Annotated in this window: 20 protein-coding genes; 12 read left to right on the forward strand and 8 right to left on the reverse strand. The window is 70.8% G+C overall.

The genetic code is table 11. The features are described from left to right. Together Vse01_RS28875 and Vse01_RS28880 are read left to right on the forward strand one after the other, a co-directional pair. On the forward strand, window positions 1-484 hold a 484-nt coding region (locus tag Vse01_RS28875; RefSeq protein ID WP_204019276.1), incomplete at its 5' end, for a sigma-70 family RNA polymerase sigma factor. A gap of 244 nt (window positions 485-728) precedes the next feature. Beyond that, a complete protein-coding gene (locus tag Vse01_RS28880) occupies window positions 729-962 on the forward strand; it encodes a DUF7455 domain-containing protein (protein WP_093410327.1) in 234 nt (77 codons plus the stop codon). Between the two features lie 208 nt (window positions 963-1,170). On the opposite strand, the gene Vse01_RS28885 is transcribed toward Vse01_RS28880, so the two are convergent. The 3 genes from Vse01_RS28885 to Vse01_RS28895 all read right to left on the reverse strand — a co-directional run bounded on the left by Vse01_RS28885 (window position 1,171) and on the right by Vse01_RS28895 (window position 4,006). Further along, window positions 1,171-2,901 (reverse strand): DEAD/DEAH box helicase, encoded by a 1,731-nt coding sequence (locus Vse01_RS28885; RefSeq protein ID WP_093410324.1) that lies wholly within the window; start codon window positions 2,899-2,901, stop codon window positions 1,171-1,173. Window positions 2,902-3,094: 193 nt separating this feature from the next. Further along, a complete protein-coding gene (locus tag Vse01_RS28890; RefSeq protein ID WP_093410322.1) occupies window positions 3,095-3,748 on the reverse strand; it encodes a trimeric intracellular cation channel family protein in 654 nt (217 codons plus the stop codon). 39 nt (window positions 3,749-3,787) lie between these two features. After that, window positions 3,788-4,006, reverse strand: a complete 219-nt coding sequence (locus Vse01_RS28895; protein WP_093410319.1) for a DUF3039 domain-containing protein — start codon at window positions 4,004-4,006, stop codon at window positions 3,788-3,790. Window positions 4,007-4,094: 88 nt separating this feature from the next. On the opposite strand from Vse01_RS28895, the gene Vse01_RS28900 reads away from it, so the two are divergent. Both Vse01_RS28900 and Vse01_RS28905 read left to right on the forward strand, forming a co-directional pair. Then, entirely contained in the window at window positions 4,095-5,030 is a 936-nt protein-coding gene (locus Vse01_RS28900) for a pseudouridine-5'-phosphate glycosidase (protein WP_093410317.1), read from the forward strand. Between the two features lie 5 nt (window positions 5,031-5,035). Further along, window positions 5,036-5,962: a carbohydrate kinase family protein gene (locus Vse01_RS28905; protein ID WP_232511441.1), complete on the forward strand. Its 927-nt coding sequence runs from the start codon at window positions 5,036-5,038 to the stop codon at window positions 5,960-5,962. A 12-nt stretch (window positions 5,963-5,974) separates the two neighbouring features. Here the strand turns inward: Vse01_RS28905 and Vse01_RS28910 are convergent, their stop codons facing one another. Further along, complete coding sequence (locus Vse01_RS28910) at window positions 5,975-6,337, reverse strand: DUF3099 domain-containing protein (RefSeq protein ID WP_093410314.1); 363 nt, start codon at window positions 6,335-6,337, stop codon at window positions 5,975-5,977. 110 nt (window positions 6,338-6,447) lie between these two features. Between Vse01_RS28910 and Vse01_RS28915 the strand changes: the two genes are divergently transcribed. Continuing rightward, window positions 6,448-6,747, forward strand: a complete 300-nt coding sequence (locus tag Vse01_RS28915; RefSeq protein WP_232511440.1) for a hypothetical protein — start codon at window positions 6,448-6,450, stop codon at window positions 6,745-6,747. 2 nt (window positions 6,748-6,749) lie between these two features. Further along, on the forward strand, window positions 6,750-7,061 hold the full coding sequence (locus Vse01_RS28920) for a YlcI/YnfO family protein (RefSeq protein ID WP_093410310.1): 312 nt from the start codon (window positions 6,750-6,752) through the stop codon (window positions 7,059-7,061). A gap of 63 nt (window positions 7,062-7,124) precedes the next feature. Here the strand turns inward: Vse01_RS28920 and Vse01_RS28925 are convergent, their stop codons facing one another. The 3 genes from Vse01_RS28925 to Vse01_RS28935 form a co-directional block, all read right to left on the reverse strand. After that, on the reverse strand, window positions 7,125-8,351 hold the full coding sequence (locus Vse01_RS28925; protein ID WP_093410307.1) for a low temperature requirement protein A: 1,227 nt from the start codon (window positions 8,349-8,351) through the stop codon (window positions 7,125-7,127). A 36-nt stretch (window positions 8,352-8,387) separates the two neighbouring features. Further along, window positions 8,388-8,969: an HhH-GPD-type base excision DNA repair protein gene (locus Vse01_RS28930; protein ID WP_093410305.1), complete on the reverse strand. Its 582-nt coding sequence runs from the start codon at window positions 8,967-8,969 to the stop codon at window positions 8,388-8,390. A gap of 184 nt (window positions 8,970-9,153) precedes the next feature. After that, window positions 9,154-10,374, reverse strand: a complete 1,221-nt coding sequence (locus tag Vse01_RS28935; protein ID WP_093410302.1) for a S8 family peptidase — start codon at window positions 10,372-10,374, stop codon at window positions 9,154-9,156. 176 nt (window positions 10,375-10,550) lie between these two features. Here Vse01_RS28935 and Vse01_RS28940 point away from each other — a divergent pair, with 176 nt between their 5' ends. The 5 genes from Vse01_RS28940 to Vse01_RS28960 all read left to right on the forward strand — a co-directional run bounded on the left by Vse01_RS28940 (window position 10,551) and on the right by Vse01_RS28960 (window position 13,924). Further along, window positions 10,551-12,035 (forward strand): DUF7782 domain-containing protein, encoded by a 1,485-nt coding sequence (locus Vse01_RS28940; protein ID WP_232511439.1) that lies wholly within the window; start codon window positions 10,551-10,553, stop codon window positions 12,033-12,035. 52 nt (window positions 12,036-12,087) lie between these two features. Further along, window positions 12,088-12,510, forward strand: coding sequence for a D-aminoacyl-tRNA deacylase (gene dtd / locus Vse01_RS28945; RefSeq protein WP_093410298.1), 423 nt, complete (start codon window positions 12,088-12,090; stop codon window positions 12,508-12,510). A gap of 77 nt (window positions 12,511-12,587) precedes the next feature. Then, complete coding sequence (locus Vse01_RS28950) at window positions 12,588-13,046, forward strand: SRPBCC family protein (RefSeq protein ID WP_093410296.1); 459 nt, start codon at window positions 12,588-12,590, stop codon at window positions 13,044-13,046. Then, the gene (locus Vse01_RS28955) at window positions 13,043-13,381 is read left to right on the forward strand and encodes an ArsR/SmtB family transcription factor (RefSeq protein ID WP_093410293.1); all 339 of its coding nucleotides are present in this window, start codon (window positions 13,043-13,045) and stop codon (window positions 13,379-13,381) included. Before Vse01_RS28950 ends, Vse01_RS28955 begins: the two co-directional genes overlap by 4 nt. A gap of 102 nt (window positions 13,382-13,483) precedes the next feature. Beyond that, window positions 13,484-13,924: an SRPBCC family protein gene (locus tag Vse01_RS28960; protein WP_093410291.1), complete on the forward strand. Its 441-nt coding sequence runs from the start codon at window positions 13,484-13,486 to the stop codon at window positions 13,922-13,924. A gap of 23 nt (window positions 13,925-13,947) precedes the next feature. Here Vse01_RS28960 and Vse01_RS28965 read toward each other — a convergent pair whose 3' ends face one another. After that, on the reverse strand, window positions 13,948-14,736 hold the full coding sequence (locus Vse01_RS28965) for a sporulation protein (protein ID WP_093410428.1): 789 nt from the start codon (window positions 14,734-14,736) through the stop codon (window positions 13,948-13,950). Between the two features lie 295 nt (window positions 14,737-15,031). On the opposite strand from Vse01_RS28965, the gene Vse01_RS28970 reads away from it, so the two are divergent. After that, window positions 15,032-15,389 (forward strand): sigma-70 factor domain-containing protein (locus tag Vse01_RS28970; RefSeq protein ID WP_275415551.1); only part of this gene is annotated, 358 nt, incomplete at its 3' end.

Consider the following 15,389-nt stretch of genomic DNA (forward strand, 5'->3'; position numbering starts at 1 on the left):
CCCCGTCCACATGGTCGAGGTGATCAACAAGCTGGGTCGGATCCAGCGCGAGCTGCTCCAGGATCTGGGCCGTGAGCCCACGCCGGAGGAGCTGGCCAAGGAGATGGATATCACACCGGAGAAGGTGCTGGAGATCCAGCAGTACGCCCGGGAGCCCATCTCGCTCGACCAGACCATCGGCGACGAGGGCGACAGCCAGCTCGGTGACTTCATCGAGGACTCGGAGGCGGTGGTCGCCGTCGACGCGGTCTCGTTCTCCCTGCTTCAGGACCAACTCCAGCAGGTGCTGCAGACGTTGTCCGAGCGTGAGGCGGGTGTGGTACGTCTGCGGTTCGGGCTCACCGACGGCCAGCCGCGTACCCTGGACGAGATCGGCCAGGTCTACGGAGTGACCCGCGAGCGGATCCGGCAGATCGAGTCCAAAACGATGTCCAAGCTTCGGCATCCCTCCCGATCCCAGGTGCTCCGCGACTACCTCGACTGATCAGCATCCGTCAACCGATCGTGCCGTTTTGATCACCTGGCGTACAACGTCGGATGGTGATCAGGTGGTTGCACGAATGTGATCGTTGACGTGGCACCCTGGGTGCACGGCACACTGTCCGTGCCAGGTGTGACCTCGGTCCCCCGCGGGCACACAGGGAAGGCGAGGCCCGACAAGGGTGTTGCACGATAGGTGACCAAGACCGAAGAGAGTGTTCATCGGTGACGACCAGAGGAGGAAGGCGATGACCCCGACCCTCACGCCGCCGCCCGAGACGGTGAGCCCCCCGGCCGCCGATGAACGGTGCGACCGCTGCAATGCCGCCGGCAAGCTCCGGATCACCCTGGCGGGTGGCAGTGAGCTGGTGTTCTGTGGACACCACGCCAACAAGTACGCCGAGGATCTCGTCAAGATCACCGTACGGTACGCGACGGACCCGGAGTTCACCTGGCGCGGCGCTGACCTGATGGCCAACTGAGGGCTCAGCAAACCCGACATAAAGCCGGCCGGAGACATCCCCAGGATGTCTCCGGCCGGCTTCACCCATACCCATACCCGGACCCCCACCCCACCCACCCCACCCACCCCACCCGACCACCCGCGTTGATCAAGAAGTTTGCGTCACGAAAACCGCACGGCGGCGACCAAAACTTCTTGATCAACGCGCCAATGGCATGGGTGGGCTGTTAGAGGGTTTGGACGGTGGCTATGCGTTCTTCTAGTTGCTCGATGGTGGCCTGGGCGCTGGGGGGACCGCCGCAGATGCGGCGCAGCTCAGCGTGGATCTTTCCGTGTGGCTGGCCGGTGCGGTGGTGCTGGGCGGCGACCAGGGCGTTGAGCTGGCGGCGTAGCGCCACCCGGCGCTGGGCGGCGCTCATCGGTGCCGGCGGAGCGGACGCCGGCGCTGCGGATTCCGTCCGCCGCTCGGTCGCCCGACGTCGCTGGGCGGCGAGCTGATCGGCCTGCCGCTTGGCGAGCAACGACGCCACCTGTTCCGAGGTGAGCAGCCCGGGCAGGCCCAGGTACTCCTCCTCCTCGGGGGTGCCGGCCTGGGCCGCCGTACCGAACGAGGCACCGTCGAAGATCACCTGGTCCAGCTCGGCGGTGGCGGACAGCGCGGCGAAACGCTTCTCCAGTTCGCCGCTGGCCTGCTCGTCGCGCTGGGCCCGGTCCAGCAACTCGTCGTCGAAGCCCTCGCGGTCCTTGGGCTTGCCGAGCACGTGGTCGCGCTCGGCCTCCATCTCGCTGGCCAGCCCGAGCAGGTGCGGCACGCTGGGCAGGAAGACCGACGCGGTCTCCCCCGGGCGCCGGGCCCGGACGAAGCGCCCGATCGCCTGCGCGAAGTACAGCGGAGTGCTGGCACTTGTCGCGTACACGCCGACGGCCAGTCGGGGGATGTCGACGCCTTCGGAGACCATTCGCACCGCGACCAGCCACCGCTGCTCGGACGCCGCGAACGTCGCGATCCGGGCCGAGGCGCCCGCGTCGTCGGAGAGTACGACGGCCGCCCGCTCCCCCGTGACCTGCTCGATGAGTTTGGCGTACGAGCGGGCCGTCTGCTGGTCGCTGGCGATGACGAGGCCGCCCGCGTCCGGCATGCCCGCCTCCCGCAGCACGGTCAGCCGGGCATCCGCCGCCCGCAGCACCTGCGGCATCCAGTCGCCGGCCGGGTCCAGGGCGGTACGCCAAGCCTGGGCGATTAGATCCTGCGTCATCGGCTCGCCCAGTCGAGCCGCCAGTTCCTCCCCGGCGTTGGTCCGCCACCGGGTCTCCCCCGAGTACGCCAGGAACAGCACCGGCCGCACCACGCCGTCGCGCAGCGCGTCGCTGTAGCCGTAGACCGAGTCGGCCCGGGAGCGCAGCAGGCCGTCTCCGCCGCGTTCGTAGCTGACGAACGGGATCGGGTTGTCGTCGGACCGGAAGGGCGTACCGGTCAGCATCAGCCGGCGCACCGCGGGCTCAAAGGCCGCCTTCACCCCGTCACCCCAGGTGCGTGAGTCACCGGCGTGATGGATCTCGTCGAGGACGACCAGGGTCCGACGGGTCATGGTGCGCCGCCGGTGCACCTGCGGTGCCATCCCGACCTGTGCGTAGGTCACCACGGCACCGTGGAAGTCCGCCGAGGAGTGCAGGTCGGCGTTGCGGAACGCGGCGTCGAGTTGGATGCCCACCCGGGCCGCCGCCTCGGCCCACTGCGTCTTCAGGTGCTCGGTCGGCGCGACCACGGTGACCGCCTCGACGCTGCCGTCGGCGAGCAGTTCGGCGGCGATCCGCAGCGCGAATGTGGTCTTTCCGGCCCCCGGGGTGGCGACCGCAGTGAAGTCCTCAGCCCGACGGCGCAGGTACTCCACCAGAGCCTTGCGCTGCCAGGAGCGCAGGGGCGGGAACGTCTCAAGCGCCGGCGTCCGGACTGCCACGCGTTCGCTCCTCTCCGGCCACGGGATGTCCCGGCCGCAGGCCGGCGGACCCGGGCCGAGGGGCACGGCGGTCGCCCCACGAAAATGCCTCCGCGCAGCCGAGCCGCGAAGGCCGACTCAGCATAACCAGCGGCCGCCGGGCCGCCCACGCGACGCCACACCCGTCACCGGGGTGCCGTTCGCCACTGCGGGCTCACCCCGGCGGCGGCCCAGGCAGGCCGGTGCGCGGCGGTCGCACCGTCGCCACCGGCGCCGACCAGCGCCGACGCAGGGCCACCAGGCGTACGCCGAAGACCAGCACCACGGCGGCGGTGAGCGGGATCGGCCCGGTGTGGCCGAGGCCGTACAGGAGCACCACCACGATCGAACCGACGAGCGACGCGACGGCGTAGATCTCCCGCCGCAGCACCACCGGGATCTCGCCGGTGAGCAGGTCGCGGACGAGTCCGCCACCGATCGCGGTGATCATGCCGATCAGGCAGGCGCCGACCGCCGGGACCTGGGCGTCGAGGGCCTTGAGGGTGCCGGCGACGGTGAACAGGCCGAGCCCGGCCGCATCCAGCACCAGGACGGTGGTGCGCAGCCGGGCGAACTGCGGATGCAGCCAGAAGATCGCCGCGGCGGTCACGGCGGCGGTGCCCGCGTAGCGCCAGTCGGCGAAGGCCAGCGGCGGGACCTCGTCGATGACCAGGTCCCGTACGATCCCGCCGCCGAGGGCGGCGACGAAGCCGACAAAGACCACGCCGAAGAGGTCGAGCCGTTTGGCCACCGCCGCGGAGGCCCCCGAGGCGGCGAAGACCGCGACCCCGGCCAGGTCAGCCAGGAGAAGGGCGGTGGAGGTGGTCACCGCCGAAGGTTACGCGGGCCGCCGGGCGGGCCGCGGGTGTCACTCGCGGTACGAGTCGTAGATCTCCTTGCACTTCGGGCAGACCGGCGAACCCGGTTTCGGGGTCTTCGTCACCGGGAACGTCTCCCCGCACAGCGCCACGACGAAGGTGCCCATGACGGCACTTTCGGCGATCTTTTCCTTCCGGACGTAGTGGAACATCTCCGGACCGGTGTCGGCGTCCTTCAGCTCGGGACGCTCGAGGATCTGTGTACTCACGTCTGCACCTCCAACCGACAAGTCTGGCAGGTCACCCTCACCCGGTCCACCTGAGGTGACCCGGGTGGCGGGCGTACGGTGAGCGATTGTGACCGACTTTCATCTTCGCTACGGCACCGAAGTGGCCCGGGCGCTGCGCGAGCAGGGGCCCGTGGTCGCTCTGGAGAGCACCATCGTCTCGCACGGCCTGCCCCGGCCGGACAATCTCCGGGTGGCCCGGCAGATCGAACAGGCCGTTCGGGACGCCGGTGCGGTGCCGGCCACCATCGGCATGGTCGCCGGTGAACTCGTGGTGGGGCTCGACGACGCCGAGCTGACCCGGCTGGCCACTGCCGACGGGGTGACCAAACTCTCCGTACGCGATCTCGCGGTGGCCGCCGCCACCGGCGCGGACGGTGCGACCACCGTGGCCGCGACCAGCGCCGTAGCCGCCGCGGCCGGCATCGGCGTGTTCGCCACCGGCGGGTTGGGCGGGGTGCACCGCGAGGCGGCGCAGACCTTCGACGAGTCCGCCGACCTGGTCACCCTGGCCCGTACGCCGATCGCGGTGGTCTGCGCCGGGGTGAAGTCGATCCTCGACGTCGGCGCCACCCTGGAACGGCTGGAGACCCTCGGGGTGGCTGTGGTGGGCTACCGGGCCCGCCGGTTCCCGGGCTTCTTCATCACCGATGGCGGCTTCGACCTGGACTGGTCGGTCGACTCCCCCGAACTGGTCGCCGATGTGCTGGCCGCCCGCGAGCAGCACCGCGCACACCACGGTGGGCTGATCGTCGCCAACCCGCTGCCCACCGATGAGCAACTCGACCCGGACCTGCACGACCGTACGCTCACCGAGGGTCTCGCCCTGCTGGAGCGCGACGGGGTCACCGGCAAGGCCGTCACGCCGTACCTGCTGGCCCATTTCCACTCCGCGACGCAGGGTGCCAGCCTGGCGGTCAACGTCCGGATCATCCTGCGCAACGCCGACCTGGCCGCCCGGATCGCGGTCGCCGCCGCCCAGCGCCGGGCCGACCCCTCGGCGTGACCGGGGTGACCGAAAACGGCAGCGGGGTGGGCCGAGCCGAGACCGGCCGCGTCCTGGTCGTCGGTGACGTGGTCACGGACGTGGTGGCGGTGCTCGCCGGCCCGTTGGCACCCGGATCCGACACCCCGGCGGCGATCAGGTCCACCGGAGGTGGGCAGGCGGCCAACACCGCGTCCTGGCTGGCCGCCGAGGAAGTAGCGGTGACCCTGGTGGGTGCGGTCGGTGACGATGACGCCGGCCGCGACCGGGTGACGGAGTTGATCAGCGCCGGGGTCGACTGCGCGGTACAGCGGATCGTCGGGGCCGCCACCGGCATGGTGATCGTGCTGGCGGCCGGCGACGAGCGCACCATGGTCACCGAGCGCGGGGCGAACGTACTGCTGCGTCCCGACCACGTGGACGCGGCGTTGGACGGTGCGCCGGACGCCACGCACCTGCACCTGTCCGGGTACACCCTGCTGGACCCGGACTCCCGACCGGCTGGACTGCGGGCGCTAACCGGCGCGCGCGAACGCGGCCTCACCACGAGTGTCGACGCGGCGTCCGCGGCCCCGCTGCGGGCGATCGGAAAGTCGGCCTTCCTGGGCTGGGTACGCGAGGTCGACCTGCTGCTGGTGAACGTCGACGAGGCCACCGTGCTGGCCGGGCGGCTGGAACCGGCGGCACAGGCCAGGGCTCTTGCCGCCGTGGCCCGCCGGGTGGTGGTCAAGCGCGGCGGTGCCGGTGCGGTCTGGGTCGACCGGGACGACGCGATCGTCACCTCGTCGGCGCACCGGGTGGCGGTGCGGGACGTGACCGGGGCGGGTGACGCCTTCGCGGCGGGCCTGCTGAGCGCCTGGCTGGCCGGGGCGAGACCCGACGCCGCCCTGGCCCGGGCCGCCGATCTCGGTGCCGCGGCGGTGGCGCAGGTCGGTGCCCGACCGGCTCGTTGAGCCGCGCGCGGGTCAGGGCTCGGCGTCGATGATCTTGTGTGGCCGCTCCTCGGCGGCGAGGCTCATCGGGGGCGGTGCCGCCTCGGTGGCCGAACGGGCCGAGAAGCGGTTGGCGAGGCGGTGGCGCTCCTTGGGCGGCCGGTCGTTGGCCAGCAGCACCGCGAGCCACGGGATGAGCACCATGCCCAGCGCGACCAGGGGCAGCCAGAGCCAGAGCAGTGGTGCCCCCACGCCGACCAGGATCGCGCCGACGATCACGCAGGCGACCCGGACACCCATCATCACGACGTAACGCCGCTGCCGGCTGGTCAGTTGATCATCCTGGCTGCGGGAGGCGTCGGTGATGAGAATCGGCTGGTAAGCCTGACGCTTCACCCGTGGTACCTCCTCCGGAGGGGTCGCACTCCATCCTGTCACTCTGACCGGGTGAGCGACGAGGTTCGTCACCCCCGAATTTCGTGTTACGCCCGTGGTACGCTCGCCACGTGGGCAGCAGGTTCAGCTTCACCGACGAGGCGCTGGCCAATCTGCGGGTCTACGACGTCACGCCGGGGGAAGTCTGGGAGGCGCTGCACAGCGGCCGGCGGGTGATCCGCCACCTCGGCGACGACGTGATGGTGGTCTACGCCCCCACCGCCCGCGGACGCCGGGTGGCGGTGCTGCTGGCCGAGACCGACGGCGCCGACAACGACTGGGACGTCCTCTCCGCCCGCGAGTTGAGCGACGTCGAGGCCAAACGCTACGACGAGGCCGTGCGGAATTCTCCGGAGACGAGGAGGCGGTGACGATGGACCGTCACGACGCGATCAAGCAGTTCCACGGCGGCGGCGACCGGATCGCCGATCTGATCGACGAGAGCCAGGCGGTGGGGCTGCCCGCCCCCGACACCGAGACCCCGATGGTCAGCCGGTCGGTCCGGCTGCCACTGGAGACGTACGAACGGGTCCGAGCCGCCGCCGACGCCCGGGGCATCGGCGTGACGACGCTGATGCGGCAGTGGATCGAGGCGGGCCTGGCCGACCTGGACGACTCGCCGACCGTCTCGCTGGCCGACGTCCGGCGGGCCATCGCCTCCCTGGCCCATCCGAGCGCCGCCTGACGGAATCCACGACCACCCCGGGCGCCCCGCGCCGAGCCCACCCGGCGGTCCGTGGCGCGCGGGTCAGGTCGGGAAGTTGGCCTCACCCGGATCCGGGCGGTCCAGCGGGGAGGCTGACGGCTCCATCGGCTGGTCACGAGCCCGCAACCCGTCCACGACGGCCACCACGGCCAGCCCACCGGCGACCACGGACAGCGCCAGCATCGGTGTGCCGAGCAGCAGCAGCGGAGCGGACCCGACCAGCACGAGCATCATCAGCACCCGTCGGCGGGAGACCCGGGCGAAGATCTCGTACTCGAAACGGGTCCGCCCCAGCAGAAACAGGACCGGCCCTCCGACGACGAAGATCAGCCAGGCCGGCTCGACCCGGTCGAACGGCTTCACGATGACCAACTCGTAACCCACTCCGGTGAGCAGCACGCCGAGCACCATGACCAGGTGCGTGGTCGAGGCGGAGGCACCGAGCCGACCGGGCGACCGGGCCATCCGCAGCGCCTCGACGAGCAGGTGCCCGGCGCGGTGGAAGTAGATCCGCCAGAGCAGCGCGGTGGTGAGGAAGGCGACCGTGAAGGCCGCCGCCGCCAACCAGCCGAATCCCTCGCCGCTGTAGGTGATCCCGCTGACCAGGATCGTCTCGCCCAACGCGATGAGAAAGATCTGCTGGTAGCGCTCCGCCATGTGCTCGCCGGCGATCCGCCAGGCCGAGACCGGCGCCCGGCCGAGACCGGGCACCGGCCAACCCAGCAGGTATCCGGCCAGGTCGATGGTGATGGCCAGCGCCCACAGCCCGAACCGCAGGTCGGTGGGGCCGAGCGCACCGGCCAGCCAGAACACCCCCGCCACCGCCGCCCAGGCGGCCAGTCGCCACGGCACGGTACGGCGCGGATGTCGACCCAGCATGGCGGCGATCAGCAGCGGGCGGCCGATCACCGTCACCAGGTAGGCCACGACGAACGCCAGCGCTCGCTCCTCGAACCCCCGGGGCAGGGTCACGGCCATCACCAGGCCGCCGAACATCGTCGCGACCACGACGAACTGGATCGTCAGGGCGTCCGGGTCGTACCGGCTGGTGACCCAGGTGAGCAATGTCCAGACGTGCCACAGGGCCAGGAACAGGATCAGGGTCTCCAGGAAATCCAGCACGGTCAGCCCGTGCTCGACCTCGTCGATATAGCGAACCGAGACCCGGGTCAGGGCGAAGACGAAGGCCAGGTCGAGAAAGAGTTCCAGGAAGGTGGCTCGCGTCGTTCCGTTTCCACCACGCAGCAGCGCGCCGCCCCGCTGCGCCATCGACCGCCCCCTGCCATCGTCTCGGAGGCAGCCCGGTCAGTCCGCCCGCGCGCCCGCCTTGGCCGCCGCCTTCACCTGCTGTTTGTACTCCCGAACGAGGCGCAGTGACTCGGCATCGGTCACATCGGCGACGGACCGATGGGCCTCCGGATCGCCGTAGTGGCCAGCCGCCTCCCGCCAGCCCGGTGGCTGCACCCCGAACCGCTTACCGAGCAGCGCGAGGAAGATCTGAGCCTTCTGCCGGCCGAATCCGGGCAGGGCGGTGAGTCGCCCAAGCAGCTCACGACCGTCGGCCGGATCCATCCAGAGCCGGGCGGCATCGCCGTCGTAGCGCTCGACCAACACCCGGCACACCTCCTGCACGCGGGCCGCCATCGCCTTGGGAAAGCGGTGCAGCGCGGGTGGCTGGGCGAAGATGGCCACCAGGGCCTCCGGATCGAAGTCGGCCAGCTCCCGGGCGTCCAGGTCGTGTCCGAGCCGCTGGGCCAGCACGTACGGCGAGGAGAATGCCTTCTCCATCGAGACCTGCTGGTCGAGCACCATGCCGACGAGCAGGGCCAGCGGGTCGCGGGCCAGCAGCTGGTTCGCCTCCGGGTCGATGGGCAGTACGAGCGTCATGCCCTCATCCTGCCCGTACGCGCGGCCGCGACGTGCACTGACACCCAGCTCGACCCGAACCGGGTCCGGGCCGGCGCTGGCGGTGACCGCGGCCAGCGCGGCGAACCGGCCGGCGCACCGAGGACGCGACTCGGCCCGGCGGGTCGGTTCGCACCGTCCGCCGGGCCGGTCGATCAGCCGATGATCAGTTCACCACGAACAGCAGACGGTTCGGGGAACCGCTGCCCGGGCTGGAAACCACGCCGGTGGTGGCGTTGTTGACCAGGTAGCTCTTGACCTGAGCCGGCGAGTAGGACGGGTTGGCGCCGAGCACGAGAGCGGCGGCACCGGCCACGTGCGGCGAGGCCATCGAGGTACCGCTGATGGTGTTGGTCGCGGTGTTGCTGGTGTGCCAGGCCGACGGGATGCTCGACCCCGGCGCGAAGATGTGCACGCACGAGCCGTAGTTGGAGAAGGAGGACCGGGAGTCGCTGCTGGTGGTCGAGCCGACGGTGATCGCGGTCGAGGTCCGGGCCGGCGAGTAGTTGCAGGCGTTGGCGCTGGAGTTGCCCGCCGCGACGGCGTAGCTGACGCCGGAGGCGATCGAGTTGCGCACCGCGTTGTCGATGGAGGTGCTCGCGCCGCCGCCCAGGCTCATGTTCGCCACGGCCGGCTTCACCGCGTTGGCGGTCACCCAGTTCACCCCGTTGACCACGCTGGTGGTGGTGCCGCCGCCGGAGCAGTTGAGCACCTTCACCGCGATCAGGCGAACGCCCTTGGCCACGCCGTACGTCGACCCGCCGACGGTGCCGGCGACGTGGGTGCCGTGACCGTTGCAGTCGGTGTTGTTGCTGTCCACGGTGTTGGTGCCCCAGGTGGCCCGGCCACCGAACTGGCTGTGGCTCGTCCGGATGCCGGTGTCGATGATGTACGCCCGCACGTTCGAGGCGGTGTTCGGGTAGGTGAAGGTGCCGCTCAGCGGCCGGTTCCGCTGGTCGACGCGGTCCAGGCCCCAGGTCGGGTTGGTCTGGGTCGCCTGGATGGTCACCACCTGGTCCTGCTCCACGTAGGCCACCGCCGGGTTGGCGGCGAGGCGGGCCGCCTGGGTGGCGGTCATCTTGGCCGCGAAGCCGGTGAGCGCGGCGCTGTAGGTGTCGGAGACGCTGCCCCCGTACCGCTTGACCAGGGCGCTGGCCCGGTCCGGAACGGCGGACCGAGCCGTCGACGAACCGGCGGCGCCGACCGAGTCGGTGCGCAGGACGACCAGGTAGCTGCCACTGACCGCGTTCGACGCGCCGGCGCCACGGATCTCGCCGGTGGGTGCGGCGACCGCCGCGGTGGTGCCGGCCGCCGAGACGGCCGCCGCGGTGGCGACGACGGCGAGCGCCCGGATGAGCTGCCGTCGCGCGGTGGACCCTGAGGACATCGTGCCTCCCTTACCTGGGCGGCCGACCGGGCTTCTGGCCGGGCGGTCCGCACCCTGGACTGAGTTGGAGGAATGCTAGCCTTAGATCGACGGATATAACAGAGATGCACTTCTATTGATTTGCAATGTCACGGGCGGTGGTCTCCGGACCCGACCTCACCAGGCAGGATGACGGTGTGGACGGACACGACATGCTGCTCTCCCCCGCCGGCGTCGAAGCGCTGCGGGCCGCGTTGACCCGGGCTTCCTTCACCGCCAACGGCATCGCCACACGGCTCGGCCCGCAGGCGACCGGCGGCGTCGCCCGCAACGACTTCCGGGCCGCGCTGCGCGCCACCGCCGACCGTGATCCCCTCGCCACCCTGATCCGGGTGTTCATCTGCGAGCAGACCGAGCCCGAAGCCGCGGTCGCCGCCGCGCTGGCGCCACTGCCGCTCGCCGACGCGCTCGACGCGGGACTTGTCGAACGGCACGGCGACGGGCTGCGGATGGGCATGGACCTGGAGCCGTACGGCGACGACTGGTGGGTTCTCGCGGACGTGCCGGCCAGCGCCCGCCCCGGCCGCCCGCTGCACGCCGAACACGTGCTCGGGATCGGCGGGGCGACGCAGACGATGATCGGCGCAGCCGTACGGCGACCGGTGGACAGCGCGCTGGACCTGGGTACCGGCTCGGGCGTGCAGGCGTTGCACCTGGGCACCCACGCCCGGCGGGTCACCGCCACCGACGTGTCCCGGCGGGCGCTGCGCTTCGCCGCCACCACCGCCGCCCTCAACGGCCAGGACTGGGAGTTGCTGCATGGCGACCTGGTCGCCCCGGTCGCCGGCCGGCAGTTCGACCTCGTGGTGAGCAACCCGCCCTTCGTGGTCGGGCCGGGCACCACCACCCACGTCTACCGCGACTCCGGTCGGGTCGGCGACGCGATCGGCGCCGAGCTGGCTGCCGCCGCCCCGGGCCTGCTCACCGAGGGTGGCACCATGCAGTACCTCGCCAACTGGGTGCACGTGGCCGGCGAGGACTGGGGTGAACGGGTCGCCGGCTGGTTCGCCGGCACCGGCCTGGACGCCTGGGTCATCCAGCGCGAGGTCGCCGACCCGATGGCGTACGTCAACCTGTGGCTTACCGATGTCGGGGAGGCCACCGACCCGCAACGGATGGCGGACTGGCTCGACTGGTTCGACGCGCACAAGGTGGAAGCGATCGGCTTCGGCATCGTCTCGCTGCGCCGCAGCGACCGTGACGACCCGGTGCTGCGGGTGGAGGATCTGCGCCAGCGGGTGCAACCACCGATGGGTGACCGGATCGCCGACTGGTTCGACCGGCAGGACTGGCTGCGCGTACGCGACACCGAGGGCCTGCTGGCCGCCCGCTACCACGCCGCCGACGGGCTTCAGCTGCGCCAGGAGGCGACGATGGGGTCCGAGGGCTGGGCGGTGGACCGACAGGTCCTCGCCCTACCGAACGGGCTGCGGTGGACCGAGGAGATCGACCCGCTGGTGCTGGCCCTGGTGGGCGGGGCCGACGGGCGGATGCCGCTGCGTGACCAGCTCGCACTGCTCGCCGTCGCACACGACGTGGCCGTCGACGAACTGGCCGAGGCGGCCGGGCCGATCGTGGCGCACCTGGTGGAGCGGGGCTTCATCGCGCCGGTGCAGCCGTGATGCGGCCGGTGCCGGCACGGTCGGCAAGCGCTCCCGCGCTGGTGGTCGACTGATGCGGGCGGTGGTGCAGACGGTCGGCCGGGCCAGCGTGACCGTCGATGGCGAGGTGGTCGGCGCGATCGACGACGGGCTGCTGGTGCTGCTCGGGGTGACCCACACCGACACCCCGGAGACCGCCCGGACGATGGCTCGCAAGGTGCACGAGTTACGCATCCTGGATGACGAGCGGTCGGCGGCGGATGCAGCCGCGCCGATCCTCGTGGTGAGCCAGTTCACCCTCTACGGCGACGCGCGCAAGGGCCGTCGGCCGACCTGGACCGCGGCCGCTCCGGCCGAGGTGGCGGAACCGCTCGTCGATGAGACGGTGCGGGCGCTGCGCCAGCGCGGCGCAACGGTCGAGACCGGCCGCTTCCGCGCGCACATGCTGGTGGAGAGCGTCAACGTCGGTCCACGCACCATCCTTCTGGACCTGTAACGCAACCAGTGGTTGCACATGTCGGCCACGGGCCCTAGAGTCAGACGCAACCACAGGTTGCGTTTCTGGAGGAACTCATGGAGTACGGCAGCATCGAGCGGAAGATCCACATCGACGCCACACCAGAGGTGGTCTACGAGGTCGTCACGGCGCCCGAACATCTCCGGCAGTGGTGGCCGGACGACGCCGATCTCGATCCGGTCCCCGGCGCCACCGGGACCATCTCCTTCGGTGAGCCGCCCAACACCGAGGTCATGCCGCTGACCGTGGTGGCGGCCGACCCGCCGCGGCGCTTCTCGTTCCGATGGGTGTACGACGATAGGGCCGTCGCGACGCCGACCAACTCGCTCCTGGTGACCTTCGACCTGGTCCCGTCGGGCAGGGGTACGCTGCTGCGTCTCACCGAGACCGGGTTCCGGGAGCGGGGCTGGGAGGCCGCCGTGCTCGAAGAGCACTACCGCGACCACGTCACCGGCTGGGACCACTTCCTGCCGCGCCTCGTCGACTACGTGGCCCGGCTGGTGTCGGCTCGATGAGTGTCGGTGTCGACGACGACCTCTGGTCCGCCGTCGGGGACCCGACCCGGCGGCGGATGCTCGACCTGCTACTGGCCGACGGCGGCGGTACGGCGACCACGCTGAGCGAGCAGCTGCCGGTCACCCGGCAGGCGGTCGCCAAACACCTCGGCGTACTCGGCCGGGTCGGGCTCGTCCACGGCACACCGGCCGGCCGGGAGCGCCGCTACGAGGTCGACGAGGCACAACTCGCCCGCGCTGTCGCGCAACTGTCGGCGGTCGGCGCGACCTGGGACGCACGGCTGCGACGGATCAAGCGGATCGCCGAGGCGATCCAGCGCGACCAGCAGAGCTGAACCACACCTTACGAATCGCCTTACGAATCGCCGCCGTGCCCGTGGCGGCGCGATTCACCCTGCCCGTAAGCGGGCCGCTCATCAAGAAGAAGAGGTACCAGAATGCTGGACATCCTGCACCGGGTCGGCGTCACGTCGGATCCCGAGGACGTGTACGTGGCCCTGACCACCGTCGACGGGCTCGCGAACTGGTGGACGACGGACACGGACGGCGACGGTGAGGTCGGCGGTGTGCTCCGGTTCCGGTTCATCCCGGGCGGCTTCGACATGAAGGTCCTGGAGAGCCGGCCGGCCGAGCTGGTGCTCTGGGAGGTCGTCGACGGCCCCGAGGAGTGGATCGGCACCCGGGTCCGCTTCGAGCTGAAGCGGGAGGACGACTTCACGATCGTGTTGTTCCGCCACGAGGGTTGGCGGGAGCCGGTGGAGTTCATGTACCACTGCAGCACCAAGTGGGCGATCTACCTGATGAGTCTCAAGCAACTGGTCGAGACCGGTAAGGGCGAGCCCGCGCCGCACGACGTGCAGATCAGCAACTGGCACTGAGGTACGGCGCGGGATCGCGGAGTTCAGCCGAAGAGGCCGCGGCGTTGCAGCGACTGACGCAGCCAGCCGTCGAGCTGGGCGGCATAGTCGGTGTTGGCCGCCGAGGCGTGCTCGACGGCGAAGCGACCGAAGACGTCGCGGCCCTCGGTGAACAACCCACCCCGCTTGTCCAGCTCCAGCACCACCTGCACCTGCCGGGGGTCGGTGACGAAGGTGACCTCCAGCTGCTTCATCGCGCCCGCGTATTGCGGCGGCGGGTAGAACTCGATCTCCTGGTAGAACGGCAACGTCTGGTGGACACCGTAGATGTGCCCGCGCTCCACGTCCGCTCGCGCGAACCGGAAACCGAGCCGCAGCAGCGCATCCAGCAGGCGCTCCTGGGCCGGCAACGGGTGCACCGCCACCGCGTCCAGGTCGCCCTTGTCGACGGCGCGCGCCACCTCCAGTTCGGTACGCAGACCCATCGTCATCCCGTGCAGGTGCTGCCCGTACAGCTCGGTGAGCGGGGTCTCCCACGGCACCTCGAACCGGAACGGGATGTCGTAGCGCTGCCCCGCTTCCAGCCGGAACGGGCCGGTGACCTGCTGCCGCTGGAACTCCTGGTTGGTGGCGTACTCATTGTCGCCGCTCTCCACCTCCACCCGGGTCAGCAGTCCCAGAGCCACGTAGGACACGTCGACTCCATGGTCACCGCCGGTGACCGCGATGCTGCCCTCCAGGTGGCCGCCCGGCCGGCAGTTCGGATTCGACAGCACCGTCTCCACCGACGGACCACCGACTCCCATCGCCTGCATGAGCCGTTTGAACACCACGATTGCCTCCGTCGCTCGATCGCCCGGCACCCGGGCAGGTAGGCCGGCCCGACAGCCGACCGCTGGCACGGTAACCGGCGCCAACAAGCCGAGCCGGCCGAACCGCCGGGCCACCGCGTCGCCGAGTGCCGACTCAGCGACCGTCGGGCAACCCGGGCGATTTCCCGACGGTCGCTCACAGACTGTCGGTTCCCCGATCGCCTCACTCCCGTTTTACGCCCCGACGGCCAAGCTGTTTGTCACCGGCGCATCAGGCCGGCGGACACGGCACGGACGTGGACACGGGGAGACTGAGATGGCTCAGCAGATGACGGAGCACCGCACGCACGCCGGCACCGAGGCGGAGCACGGCGTGGACACCCTGACCGACCTGGACGCCACCGACGAGCGCGGCGTCTCCACCGACCTGGTCCGGGCATACCTCAACGGAATTGGTCGGACCAAGCTACTCACCGCCGTGCAGGAGGTGGACCTGGCGAAGCGGATCGAGGCCGGCCTGTTCGCCGAGGAGAAGCTCAGCACCTGCGTACCGGTCTCGGAGGAACTGCGCGCCGATCTGGAACTGGTCGCGCGGCAGGGCCGGGCCGCCAAGAACCACCTGCTGGAGGCGAACCTGCGGCTGGTGGTGAGCATCGCCAAGCGGTACACCGGTC

Origin of the sequence: Micromonospora sediminimaris, assembly GCF_016863575.1 — a bacterium.
GTDB classification, from domain to species: Bacteria; Actinomycetota; Actinomycetes; order Mycobacteriales; family Micromonosporaceae; genus Micromonospora; species Micromonospora sediminimaris.